We start from the raw sequence: 11,560 nt of genomic DNA, 5'->3' as shown, positions 1-11,560 counted from the left end.
CCTTGATTGGCTGACACTTTTTTCGTCACAAGGAGAAGACCCATGGCATACGACGTACAGCAACTTCTGGACATGTCGCAGGAGCAGCTCGATGAGCTCTTCAAGGCCAGCCCGCCCGGGGACATTCCCGACGGGGAGGCGAAGGGGACTGCCATCGTGGTGCCGGGCACGCACGTGTCGGACAGCATCGCGAAAATCATCAGCGTCTTTGGCTGGCAGGGCAAGGTCTTCGATGCCAGCAAGGGCGAACTCAAGAACAAGGTCTCGGCCTTTGGCGTGGAAGCCATCGTCGCCAAGGTCTACAAGGGCGAGAGCTGGCTCGATGGCAAGGAATGCATCGTGCTCGACTACTCGAAGACCTCGCTCGTGGCCAAGTGGATCCGCGATGAGATCCGCCTGATCGGCCCCAACTTCTACCTGGGCAAGGTGTACTGGGGAAAGACGCGGCTGATCGACTTCTGCCTCGAGTTTGATGCGGCGACGTGACCCCGCAATCGGCGTTCACCGTGGTGGCGGCGGTGGCCGACGGCCGCGAGGGGGCGCTGCGCGTTTTGCTGGAGGGGATGAACCTGCATACGCAGCCGGGCATGGCCGACGCCAAGAACGCCCTGGTCCCTTTTGGATTGTTCGAGCGGCTTCACTTTGCGCGCTTTGCGCTGCTTGACGATTCGACGCTGGGCGACCTCGAGGCCTTCGACCTGCCGCGTCCACAGGTGCCGCTGCTGTACCTTGCCTTCGTGGGCGAATGCGACGGGCCCGGCGATGAGCAGCTTGCAGAGTTCGCCACGGTGGCGGGCGCAGGCCTTGCAAAAATCTTCGGGCACTGCGCGGGCTTTGGTGCTGGCACCGACCTCGTGCAATGGATGAAGGCGCACGACCTGCCCATCGGCGCGAACTACGTCAACCGCATCGGCCGCACCGTTCGACAAGTGCATGAAGAAAGCGCCTTGCAACGTGCGCTCTTTGCGCAGGCCCCGCGCGGGGCCGCGGCGCGCAATCCGCAGGAAGTGCGCCGCCATCTGCTTGAATTCGTCGACCAACAGCGCAAGGCCGGCGCCTTGACCCTGACGCCGCCCGCGCCGACGCCAACGGACTGGAAGATCCGCAACCTGATTCATCTGCTCGGCATCCCGCTGGTGCTGATCGTGTTGCTTCCGTTGTGGATCGTGCTGGCGATTCTTGGTGCCATCGCATTGCGCCGCCATGAGAAGCGCGACCCCGAGTGCTGCCCGCGCCCCGACGCCCACGACGTGCGGGCCATGCAGCGGCTGGAGGACCACGACCTGACCAACAGCTTCACTGCGCTGGGGGCGGTCAAGCCGGGCTGGTTTCGCCGTGTGCTGGTGATGGTGGTGCTGCTGGCCATCGATTACGCCGCCCGCCACGTGTTCTACAAGGGCCATCTGGCGCGCATCCAGACCATCCATTTCGCGCGCTGGGTGTTCATGGACAACAGGACGCGGGTGCTGTTCTGCAGCAACTACGACGGCAGCCACGAAAGCTACATGGACGACTTCGTCAACAAGGCGGCGTGGGGCCTGAACCTGGTGTTCAGCAACGGCTTCGGATGGCCGCGCACGGACTGGCTCATCCTGGGCGGTGCGCGTCGCGAACTGCTCTTCAAGCACTACCAGCGGCGCCATCAGTTGCCCACGCAGGTCTGGTACAAGGCCTACCCCGGGCTGACGCTCGGCGACCTCGAACGCAACCATCGCATCCGCCAGGGCGTCGATGCGCCGGGCATGAGCGATGAAGAAGCGCTGGACTGGTTGAGGTTGATATGAATTCGACGATGCCATCCGTCGACCTGAACGACATCCAGGGCCTGGTGCGCTTCGGCTATCGCAAGCTCACCCAGGCCTGCTTCGTCCTGCTGCGCGTTCGCGACGCAGATGCCGCGCGTGAATGGCTGGCCAGGTGCCCGGTCAGCAGCGCGCTGGAGCGATCGCCGCCGCCACGCACCGCGATGCAGGTTGCGTTGAGCTGCCCCGGCCTGCGGGCACTCGCCGTGGAGGAAGACATCGTGCAGGGCTTTTCACCCGAGTTCATCGCCGGCATGAGCGCCGACGAGAGCAGGGCGCGCAGGCTCGGCGACCTCGGCGCCAACCATCCGTCGAAATGGCGATGGGGCGGCAGCCCCGAGGTGGTGCCCCATGTCATGGTCATGCTCTATGCGATGCCGGGCGGCCTCGACGCGTGGAAGCGCCAGGTGCTTGCGCAGTGCAGCGCGGGCTTCGAGCAGGTGGGTTGCCTCACCACCTCGGACATGGACGGCGTGGAGCCCTTCGGCTTCGTCGATGGCATCTCGGAGCCGACGCTGGACTGGCGCCGCACGCGGCCCGTGCGCGACCAGGAGGTGCTCGACTACAGCAACCTGTCGTGCCTTGGCGAATATCTCCTGGGCTACCCGAACGAATACGGCGCCTACACCGACCGCCCCTTGCTGGACGGGCAGCGCGACCCCGAGGGCAAGCTGCCGCGCGCCGAGGAAGCGCCTGACATGGTGGACCTCGGGCGCAATGGCAGCTACCTCGTGCTGCGCCAGTTGCGCCAGGACGTCGCGCGCTTCTGGCAATACGCCGACCGCGCTGCGCACGGCGACGCTGCCGCCCGCGAGCACGTCGCCGAGTCGATGGTCGGCCGCACGATGAAGGGCGAGCCGCTGGTGGGACGACAGGACGTGTCGATCGAGGGTGAGAACGATCCGATCAACACCTTCACCTTCAGGAACGACAGCGAAGGCCTGCGCTGCCCCATCGGCGCCCACATTCGCCGCAGCAATCCGCGCACGGCCGACTTGCCGCCCGGTGGCGCCAACGGACCGATGGCCTGGCTTTGGCGCACCCTGGGCTTCGATGCCGAGGCGCTGGACAACGACCACATTTCATCCACGCGCTTTCATCGGCTGCTGCGGCGCGGGCGCGAGTACGGCACGGCGGTTTCGATGCAGCAGGCGCTGGCCGCTGCGACAGGCGCAACGACGGAAGCACCCGAGGGCACCGGCCTGCACTTCATCTGCCTGGGTGCCAACATCACGCGGCAGTTCGAGTTCGTGCAAGGCGCGTGGCTTGCGGGCACGCGCTTTGGCGGCCTGCATGGCGAGAGCGATCCGCTCATGGGCAACCGGCTGCCGGACCCCGGCGGCGCACCGACGGATGGCTTTTCCATGCCGGTGGCCAATGGTTGCGACAGGCGCCTTGCGGGCCTGCCGCAATTCATCACCGTCGTGGGTGGCGGCTACTTCTTCCTGCCCGGCATTCGTGCCCTGCGATTCCTGTCGTCGTCAAAGGTGCCGCCATGAACCCCCCGCCGCTCCCGAACCTGAACGCCGACTCCAACGTCAGCCGGCCCACGCCGCGCGCCAACACGGGCAACGCGCTGCTCAATGCCATCAGCGATGCAAGCATGGCCTTCGTGCGCTTCGAGCGGCGCTTCGATCCCTTCTTCCGGCCGGCCTTTGATGCCTTGCTCATGGACCCGTTGCTGCGCCTGACCACCTCGCTCATCAACAAGCAGCGAAAGGACGAGGGCCTGAAGATCGCGGAAGAGCGGCTGCTGGTGGACGAGGAGGCGTGGACCGATTCCATCGTGCGCAGTTTCACCCAGCAGATGAGCGACCTGTGGAAGCCCGGCGGCTACGAGCGCGGCGGCAACACCAAGACGCACGGCATCTGCCGCGGCGAATTCACCGTGCACGACAACCTGCCCGAGCACATGCGGCGCGGCATCTACGCCAAGCCGCAGACCTTCAAGGCCTGGGTGCGCTTTTCGGGGCCAGGGCCCTACATCACGCCGGACATCGACGACGTCGGCTTCATGAGCATCAGCATCAAGCTCATGGGCGTCGAAGGCCCCAAGCTCATCGACGAGGAACAGCACACGCTGGACATGTTCGGCGTGTCGACCCAGACCTTCGTCACGCCTGACGCCAAGGCCAATGCGGCGCTGCAGATCAACAGCGTGAAGAACGCGTCGATCTTCTACTTCCTCAACTTCCACGACCCGCACGTGCTCGACTTCATCATGCAGAGCCTGTGCATCAAGACCCAGAGCAGCCCCTTCGAGGCGCCGTACTTCAGCTGCGTGCCCTACCTCATGGGCGAAGGGCAGGCGATGATGTATTCGGTGTGGCCCACCTCCAGCATGAAGACACCCATTCCCCGCCTGCCGCTGCGCCCGCCGGACGACTACCTGCGCAACGCCATGGTCAAGTCGCTGTCCGAAGGCGATGTGGAGCTGGAGGTGCGCATGCAGATGCAGACCGACCCGCACCTCATGCCGATTGAGAACGCCGGCGTGCTGTGGCCGGAAAAGCTCTCTCCGCGCATTCCGGTCGCGACCCTGCGGCTGCCGCGCCAGACTTTCAATTCACCCGCGCAGATGGCTTTTGCCAAACGGCTGTCGTACAACCCGTGGCACACCATTGCCGAACACCGGCCGCTGGGCAACCAGAGCCGCGCCAGGAAGCGGATGTACTGGGAGCTGTCGCAGATTCGCCACCGCATGAACGCCGTGCCGCACTACGAACCCACCGGCGACGAAACTTTTGATTAAGCTGACGACCATGACATTCCAGGCCCTCTTGATCGACAAGGACGAAAGCGGCCATTACCGCGCCGCCGTCCGCCCCATGGACGACGCCCAACTGCCCGAAGGCGACGTGACCGTCGGGGTGCAGTACTCCACCATCAACTACAAGGACGGCCTCGCCATCACCGGCAAGGCGCCCGTCATTCGCAAGTTTCCGCTGGTGGCGGGCATCGACTTTTCAGGCGTGGTGGAACAGAGCACCCATGCCGACTGGAAGCCCGGCGACCGCGTCGTGCTCAATGGCTGGGGCGTGGGCGAAACCCACAGTGGTGGCCTGGCGCAACTGGCCCGCGTCAAGGGCGACTGGCTGGTGCCGCTGCCCGACGGCATGACGGCGAAGCAGGCGATGTCGATCGGCACGGCCGGCTACACCGCCATGCTGTGCGTCATGGCGCTTGAAAAACATGGCGTGAAGCCGGGCGATGGCGACGTGCTTGTCACAGGTGCCAACGGCGGTGTCGGCACCGTGGCGATTGCGCTGCTGGGCAAGCTGGGCTATCGCGTCGTGGCTTCGACGGGGCGGCTGGGTGAAGCGGAGTTTCTCAAGGGCTTGGGCGCGGCGGAGGTCATTGACCGGTCGGAACTGTCTGCACCGGGCAAGCCGTTGGGCAAGGAGCGCTGGGCGGGCGTGGTCGATGCCGTGGGCAGCCACACGCTGGCCAATGCCTGCGCGACGACGCGCTACGGCGGCGCGGTGGCGGCGTGCGGCTTGGCGCAGGGCATGGATTTTCCGGCGAGCGTTGCGCCGTTCATCCTGCGTGGTGTCACGCTGTACGGCGTCGACAGCGTGATGGCGCCGATGGCCAAGCGCCGCGAGGCGTGGGCGCGGCTGGCGAAGCAGCTTGACATGCGCAAGCTCGATGCGATCACGCATGAGATCGGGTTGGGCGAGGCAATCCAGGCGGGCAAGGACATCCTCGACGGCAAGATCCGCGGCCGTGTGGTGGTGAACGTGTCACGCCAGTAGCGCCCGCTGTCTTACTCCCTCTCCCTCCGGGAGAGGGTTGGGGTGAGGGCTCCGGGCCTATGAAAAGGCAGTGCAATAGCCACGGCCCAAGCCCCTCACCCCAGCCCTCTCCCCGGAGGGGCGAGGGAGCAAGAGCCAGTTCATATCGGTTGCGCCTCCGCCAGCACTTGGGCGCGGAATTTCAATGGCAGATCAGCGGGTGTCAAAAGATCGACATGGACGCCAAGCAGGGATTCCAGTTCGATTTGCAAGCCACCCAGATCGAACAGCGTTGCATTGGGCAACGCGTCAACGAGCAGATCGAGGTCGCCGCCTTCCTGATCGGTGCCGTGAAGGACAGAGCCGAATACTCGCGGGTTCGCCACGGGAAAGCGGCTCGCCGCTTCGCGGACTGCACTTCTCTTGAGTTCAAGCACGTCTGAAGGTCGCATGGCTACCGTTCCTTATTCAATCTCATTGCGGCGAGTGCTTGAGATTAGCATTCAACCGCCCAACCGGCGTGGTCGGCAAGTGGTGTGCAACTTGCTCAGTCCGGCCGCGTTCAAACCAAGCGCGTGATCGCCTTCTTCCGCCACACCATCCGGTAATACGTCGCCTGCAAGATCAGCATCGCGCTGAACGCCACCGGATACGAAATCCACACCCCGTTCAGCCCGATGCGGTGGCTCATGAAGTACGCCGTGGGCAACTCGACAAACGCAATGCACAGGACGGAAATCAGCGTTGGCACCAGCACCGATCCGCTTGCCCGCATGATCCCCGACAGCGCCGACGCCATCCCGAAAATCACGCAGCTCCACAGCATGATGTGCAGCAACACCTGCGCCACTTCGATGACGGGTTCGCTCGTGATGAACAGGCCCATCAGCTGGCGCGACAGCAGGTAGCCGAGCAGCACGAGCGAGCCGGTGAGCACGACGTTCATCTGCAGCGCCGTCCGCGTGATGGCGCCAAGCCGATCGACCCGGCCCGCGCCAATGGCCTGCGCACCGAGGATCGACGCCGTGATGGCAATCGAGATCGCCGGAAACTGCACGTACGCCACCACCTGGTTCACCGCGCCATAAGCCGCCGTCGCGCTCGACCCATAGGCGTTGACGAAGGACAGCAGCGCCAGCTCGGCCACCGCCACGACGATCATCTGCACGCCCGTGGGCACGCCCACCTTCAGAACGCCTTTGAGCAGCTTCGGGTTGATCTTCAGATGCCGGACGAAGTCCGCGTCAGGCGCCAGCGGACTCTTCTTGCTGCGCAGGTGAAAGGCCAGCCACACGGTCGCGACGATGAAGCCCACCACCGTGGCGCAAGCCCCGCTGGCCACGCCCATCTTCGGCAAGCCGAACCAGCCGCGGATCAAGGCCGGCGTGATGACCAGGCCCAGCACCGTCGAGATCACCAGTGTGTAGAGCGGCGCCACCGTGTCGCCCACGCCGCGCAGCATCGCCGTCGACAGCAGGAACACGAACAGCCCCGGCATCGCGATCAGGATGATGCGGGCATAGCGCGTCGCATCGGGAATGATGTCGGGCGGCGTGCCGAGCGCGGCCAGCATCGGCTGCGTGAAGGCGCCGCCGAAGATGGCGACCAGGAGCGCGAAGCTCACGCCCACGGTGAGCGTGGTGCCCGCCACCGCACGCGCCGTGTCACGCTGCCTCGCGCCCCACGCCTGCCCGATGAGCACCGACGCGCCCGCGCCCAGGCCGATGGTGAAGGCGATGAAAAAGAACATCACCGGAAAGAAGCTCGACACCGCCGCCAGCGCGCTCACGCCGATCATCTGGCCGATGTAGATGTTGTTGATGGTGCCCGACATCGACTGCAGGATGTTGCTGAGCAACATGGGTGCGAGAAAGGCGAGAAAGGTTTTCCACAACGGCCGGGTCTCGGTGCTGCCGGTGGGATGGTGGGCGGAAGCGGTTTGCGCAGGGGCCACCGCGGGCGGCGTTTCGGCCATGCCCGCGTTGTCGATGGAAGACGTCATTGAGGATTCCAGCCGTGCTGGGAAAGGGATTGCAAATAGCTGCGCACGTCCTGCGGCCATTCGGCCACCAGCGCACCGAAGCGCGTGCGTTCGCCGGCAAACAGTGCGCGCGCAGCTTCCTCGAAATGGGGCAGGTCGCCCGCCATTTCGGTCATGAAGGTGTAGGCGGATTCACGGGCCGCGCGCGTCGAATCGCGCTCGGCGTAGACGCGGCGCGCTTCGTCGACCAGGCGACGCAGCGCGACCGAGGCGCCGCCGGGTTGGCGGTTGAGCCAGTCCCAATGACGCGGCAGCAAGGTGACCTCGCGTGCCACGACGCCCAGTCGCGGACGGCCGACGCCACGTGGTGGGGCAGCCGCAGGCGCGTTCGCCGATGCAGTGCCTTCCGCGGCTTCGGGCCGCAGGTCCACATCGAATCGTTTGCCAGTCGCGTCGTCGAACACGCGCAGCAGCACGTCCGGCTGCGCAGGGTTCTGGCGCAATTGGGCAATCACGTCCGCCGTCGGGCCGCTGGCGACTTTCTGGAAGCCGGCAAAGGCGGTGAGCGAAGCGGGCGGGATGTCGGCGTGTTCGGGTGCAGTCTCAGTAGGCATTTGGATCACTCCAACTAAGAAACTTATTATACCCGGACTAAATATAATTGCAAAACAAAGTTAATCGACGCCGCGAAATGCGCGCCAGTTGCGGCGCAACCGGCGCCCCAGATCGCCCATCGTGCGCCATGGCTGGCTGCCGCGAACCATCGCCAACACGCGGTCTTTCCAGTACTTCCAGCGGCCGTACCAGAGTGCGAACAAGGGCAACTGCATCAGCGCGGGTTGGGTGATCTGGAACAGCCGCGCCACGATGGCCGTGCCGGCAATCTTGGCGCCGATGAGCAGGCTCAGCCCGCTCAGGAAGTGCCCTTCGCCGAAGAGAAACAGCGCCAGCAACTTGATGGGGAAGAGGGCGACCACGGGCACCGAAAAAGCCAGCAATGCGCCTCGCGGTGGCAGTGCCGCGATACGTCTTTCCACCCGTGCCCACAGCGGGTGCCGCGCCATCCGCGCCGCGAAGTTCGACAGCGGCTCCCATCCCCATTCCTCGAAGAGAAGCACCGGCACCAGCAGCGCCGTGACGACGTAGCCGAGGAGTTTCCGAAGGGCCCGCATCATGGTGATTGTGAGCCTTCGGGTTCTCCCGGATGAGCCAATTTTTAGATCGCCGGTTCCTAAAAACGGTGCTTCCCAGCACAGGCAGCGACTCCTACATTCCGCTCACTCGTCCTGTTTGCATTCAATCAAAAAAGGAATCCGCCATGTTCACCCCTCACGACGCCAGCCGCCGTCGCATCCTGAAGTCCTCGCTGGCCGCCGCAGGTCTTTCGGCCGGCAGCTTCTTGTCCATCGACGCCTTTGCCCAGGGCAAGGCCAAGATCAACATGCAGTTGGGCTGGATTCCCAGCGTCAACCAGGTGGGCGAGATCGTCGCCAAGCGTCTGGGCTTCTACGAGCAGGAAGGCATTGATTTCGCCATCCAGCCCGGTGGCCCGAACATCGACGGCGTGGCCATCGTGGCCTCGGGCCGCTACGAAGTGGGGCAGGTGTCTTCCAGCCCGTCGGTGATGCTGGCGGTGTCGCAAGGCCTGCCGATCAAGTGCTTCGCCGTTGGCGCACAAAAGCATCCCTTCACCTTCTTCTCGCTGGCCAAGAACCCGGTGAAGAAGCCGCAAGACCTGATCGGCAAGAAGGTGGGCATCCCCTCGACCGCCGCCATCTTGCTGCGAGCCTTGCTGGCCAAGAACAAGATCGCCGAGAAGGACGTGACCGTCGTCACCGTTGGCTCGGACATGGCGCCGCTGCTGACCGGTCAAGTCGACGTCGTCACCGGTTGGCTCACGAGCACCACCGCGTTGAAGGCGCTCGGCGCGGGCCGTGTCGACCTGACGCTGTGGGATGCCGGCGTGCAGCTCTACGCGCTGCCGTACTACGCATCGACCACAACGCTGGAGAAGCAACCCAAGGTCATCGAGGCCTTCCTGCGTGCCACTTCGCGCGGCTGGCTGCACGCCAAGGCCAACCGCGATGAAGCGGCTGACCTGTTGATCAAGGAATATCCGAACCTCAAGCGCGAAGATGAACGCGCGGCCATCGACGTCATGCTCGAGTACGCACTCGGCGGACAGGCAGCGACCCAGGGCTGGGGCACGATGGACCCGGCCGTGTGGCAGTCGCAGATCAGCCTGTATTCGGACCTGGGCCAGTTCACTGCCAAGACGCCGAAGCTGGAAGACGTCATCACGCTCGACGCGCTGAAGGCGACTTCGGCAGCGCGGACGAAGGTGGCCTAAGAAATGTCCGCCGTCATGAACGCCACACCGGCGATCAGCTGCCGCGACATCGGCATGCGCTTCTTCACGGAGCGTCGCGACGTCACCGCCATCAAGAGCCTCGACCTCGATGTGGCGCAAGGCGAATTCCTGACGCTGCTCGGTCCCTCGGGTTGCGGCAAGTCGACCTTCCTGCGCGTCGTGGCCGACCTGCTGGAGCCGAGCCGCGGCAGCATCGACGTGCTCTCCACCACGCCGGAGATCGCGCGCAAGAACCGTGACATCGGCTTCGTGTTCCAGGACGCCGCGCTGCTGCCCTGGCGCACCGCGCTGCAGAACGTCGAGTTGCCGCTGCAAGTGGGCAAGGGCGCGAGCCGCAAGGGTCGCCGTTCGCCGCAGGAACTGCTCGAACTCGTCGGCCTGAAAGACCGCGCCAACGCCTGGCCGCACGAGATGTCGGGTGGCCAGCGCCAACGCGTCTCGATTGCCCGCGCACTCGCCAGCGACCCGAAGATCCTGCTGATGGACGAGCCCTTCGGTGCGCTCGACGAGATTACGCGTGACCGGCTCAACGAGGAAATCCGCAAGGTCTGGAAAGACACGGGCGTGACCATCCTCTTCGTGACGCACAGCATCCACGAGGCGGCCTTCCTCGGTCAGCGCGTGCTGATGCTCGCCGCCAACCCCGGCCGCGTGCGCGAGATCGTGCCCGTCAACCTGCCGGAAGACCGCACGCTCGACATCCGCGAGACGCCTGAATTCGTGCAGCTCACGGCGCACCTGCGCCGCGTGCTGGAAACCTGCTGAGGCCTGCTGCCATGACAACCAGTTCCCTCGAGACTCCCGTGGCCGTCCTGCCCCAAACGCCCGTCGACGCCGAATACCTGAAGTGGGCGGCTGCGCGTCGCCGGCGCCTGTGGCGTCGTCGCATCCTGCCGGCGCTCGGCATCAGCGGTTTGCTGTTGCTGTGGTGGGCGGTGATTGCGATCTTCGACGTCAAGCCCTTCATTGCACCTTCGCCATGGGCGGTGGTCGAAACGCTCTACGCCAAGCGCGCCGTGCTGCTCGACAACCTGATTCCCACGGCGCTGGAAGCAGCGGGCGGCTTCCTGCTGGGCAACCTGGCGGCCATCGCCATTGCGACGATCTTCGTGCACAACAAGACGCTGCAAGACATCTTCTTTCCCGTCGTGCTGATGTTCAACGCGATTCCGCTGGTGGCCAAGGCCCCGGTGCTCGTTCTGATCATGGGCAACGGCATGGAGCCGAAGATCACCATCGCTGCGCTGGTGTGCTTCTTTCCGACGCTGGTGAACATGGTGCGCGGGCTGGAGTCCGTGAACCCGCAGGCGATGGAGTTGATGCGCGTGCTGTCGGCCAGCAAGACGGAGATCTTCTTCCGCCTGCGCTTGCTCAACGCCTTGCCCTATCTGTTCTCGGCCTTGCGCATTGCAGCGTCGATGTGCGTGATCGGTGCGGTGGTCGGTGAATGGGTGGGTGCCACGGTCGGCATCGGCGCCATGATCCTGCAGGCCACCTTCAACTTCGATTCGCCGCTGCTCTACGCCGCGATCGTGATGAGCGCCACCTTGTCCGGACTGTTCTTCCTGCTGGTCACCGTGGCCGAGCGTTTGATCATCCGCTGGCATCCCGAAGACACCTCGCACTGAGTCAAGAAGACATCAGTGCATCGCGGACGGCGACACCAACATTC

At 64.8% G+C, this 11,560-nt stretch carries 12 protein-coding genes; 8 read left to right on the top strand and 4 right to left on the bottom strand.

What is annotated here, in order from left to right; genetic code table 11:
• Positions 1 to 42 precede the first annotated feature (42 nt).
• The 5 genes from QTI66_RS02370 to acuI are packed head-to-tail and all read left to right on the top strand — an operon-like array spanning position 43 to position 5,557.
• Positions 43 to 486, top strand: coding sequence for a hypothetical protein (locus tag QTI66_RS02370; protein WP_286557243.1), 444 nt, complete (start codon positions 43 to 45; stop codon positions 484 to 486).
• A complete protein-coding gene (locus QTI66_RS02365; RefSeq protein ID WP_286557242.1) occupies positions 483 to 1,784 on the top strand; it encodes a hypothetical protein in 1,302 nt (433 codons plus the stop codon). The genes QTI66_RS02370 and QTI66_RS02365 overlap by 4 nt, the downstream gene beginning before the upstream one ends.
• The gene (locus QTI66_RS02360; RefSeq protein WP_286557241.1) at positions 1,781 to 3,301 is read left to right on the top strand and encodes a Dyp-type peroxidase; all 1,521 of its coding nucleotides are present in this window, start codon (positions 1,781 to 1,783) and stop codon (positions 3,299 to 3,301) included. Before QTI66_RS02365 ends, QTI66_RS02360 begins: the two co-directional genes overlap by 4 nt.
• Entirely contained in the window at positions 3,298 to 4,554 is a 1,257-nt protein-coding gene (locus QTI66_RS02355; protein ID WP_286557240.1) for a catalase family protein, read from the top strand. The genes QTI66_RS02360 and QTI66_RS02355 overlap by 4 nt, the downstream gene beginning before the upstream one ends.
• Before the next feature lie 10 nt (positions 4,555 to 4,564).
• Positions 4,565 to 5,557, top strand: a complete 993-nt coding sequence (acuI, locus tag QTI66_RS02350) for an acrylyl-CoA reductase (NADPH) (protein WP_286557239.1) — start codon at positions 4,565 to 4,567, stop codon at positions 5,555 to 5,557.
• A gap of 140 nt (positions 5,558 to 5,697) precedes the next feature.
• Here the strand turns inward: acuI and QTI66_RS02345 are convergent, their stop codons facing one another.
• The 4 genes from QTI66_RS02345 to QTI66_RS02330 all read right to left on the bottom strand — a co-directional run bounded on the left by QTI66_RS02345 (position 5,698) and on the right by QTI66_RS02330 (position 8,692).
• Positions 5,698 to 5,988, bottom strand: coding sequence for a nucleotidyltransferase family protein (locus QTI66_RS02345; protein WP_286557238.1), 291 nt, complete (start codon positions 5,986 to 5,988; stop codon positions 5,698 to 5,700).
• 110 nt (positions 5,989 to 6,098) lie between these two features.
• Complete coding sequence (locus QTI66_RS02340) at positions 6,099 to 7,397, bottom strand: MATE family efflux transporter (protein ID WP_286557799.1); 1,299 nt, start codon at positions 7,395 to 7,397, stop codon at positions 6,099 to 6,101.
• A gap of 137 nt (positions 7,398 to 7,534) precedes the next feature.
• The gene (locus QTI66_RS02335) at positions 7,535 to 8,131 is read right to left on the bottom strand and encodes a DUF2239 family protein (protein ID WP_286557237.1); all 597 of its coding nucleotides are present in this window, start codon (positions 8,129 to 8,131) and stop codon (positions 7,535 to 7,537) included.
• Positions 8,132 to 8,191: 60 nt separating this feature from the next.
• Complete coding sequence (locus QTI66_RS02330; RefSeq protein WP_286557235.1) at positions 8,192 to 8,692, bottom strand: hypothetical protein; 501 nt, start codon at positions 8,690 to 8,692, stop codon at positions 8,192 to 8,194.
• Positions 8,693 to 8,835: 143 nt separating this feature from the next.
• Between QTI66_RS02330 and QTI66_RS02325 the strand changes: the two genes are divergently transcribed.
• The 3 genes from QTI66_RS02325 to QTI66_RS02315 are packed head-to-tail and all read left to right on the top strand — an operon-like array spanning position 8,836 to position 11,516.
• On the top strand, positions 8,836 to 9,867 hold the full coding sequence (locus tag QTI66_RS02325; RefSeq protein WP_286557234.1) for an ABC transporter substrate-binding protein: 1,032 nt from the start codon (positions 8,836 to 8,838) through the stop codon (positions 9,865 to 9,867).
• Between the two features lie 15 nt (positions 9,868 to 9,882).
• On the top strand, positions 9,883 to 10,653 hold the full coding sequence (locus QTI66_RS02320; RefSeq protein ID WP_286557233.1) for an ABC transporter ATP-binding protein: 771 nt from the start codon (positions 9,883 to 9,885) through the stop codon (positions 10,651 to 10,653).
• A gap of 11 nt (positions 10,654 to 10,664) precedes the next feature.
• Complete coding sequence (locus tag QTI66_RS02315) at positions 10,665 to 11,516, top strand: ABC transporter permease (RefSeq protein ID WP_286557232.1); 852 nt, start codon at positions 10,665 to 10,667, stop codon at positions 11,514 to 11,516.
• The last annotated feature ends 44 nt before the right edge of the window (positions 11,517 to 11,560 follow it).

The organism is Variovorax brevis, from assembly GCF_030317105.1.
In the GTDB taxonomy this organism is placed as follows: Bacteria; Pseudomonadota; Gammaproteobacteria; order Burkholderiales; family Burkholderiaceae_C; genus Variovorax; species Variovorax brevis.
This window is presented reverse-complemented; position numbering and strand designations above follow the sequence as displayed.

Coding starts and splice junctions, on each gene's coding strand:
- QTI66_RS02320 (WP_286557233.1), top strand. CDS start 9,883: ATGAACGCCACACCGGCGATCAGCTGCCGCGACATCGGCATGCGCTTC.
- QTI66_RS02335 (WP_286557237.1), bottom strand. CDS start 8,131: ATGCCTACTGAGACTGCACCCGAACACGCCGACATCCCGCCCGCTTCG.
- QTI66_RS02315 (WP_286557232.1), top strand. CDS start 10,665: ATGACAACCAGTTCCCTCGAGACTCCCGTGGCCGTCCTGCCCCAAACG.
- QTI66_RS02340 (WP_286557799.1), bottom strand. CDS start 7,397: ATGTTGCTCAGCAACATCCTGCAGTCGATGTCGGGCACCATCAACAAC.
- QTI66_RS02360 (WP_286557241.1), top strand. CDS start 1,781: ATGAATTCGACGATGCCATCCGTCGACCTGAACGACATCCAGGGCCTG.
- QTI66_RS02355 (WP_286557240.1), top strand. CDS start 3,298: ATGAACCCCCCGCCGCTCCCGAACCTGAACGCCGACTCCAACGTCAGC.
- QTI66_RS02325 (WP_286557234.1), top strand. CDS start 8,836: ATGTTCACCCCTCACGACGCCAGCCGCCGTCGCATCCTGAAGTCCTCG.
- QTI66_RS02370 (WP_286557243.1), top strand. CDS start 43: ATGGCATACGACGTACAGCAACTTCTGGACATGTCGCAGGAGCAGCTC.
- QTI66_RS02330 (WP_286557235.1), bottom strand. CDS start 8,692: ATGATGCGGGCCCTTCGGAAACTCCTCGGCTACGTCGTCACGGCGCTG.
- QTI66_RS02345 (WP_286557238.1), bottom strand. CDS start 5,988: ATGCGACCTTCAGACGTGCTTGAACTCAAGAGAAGTGCAGTCCGCGAA.
- acuI (WP_286557239.1), top strand. CDS start 4,565: ATGACATTCCAGGCCCTCTTGATCGACAAGGACGAAAGCGGCCATTAC.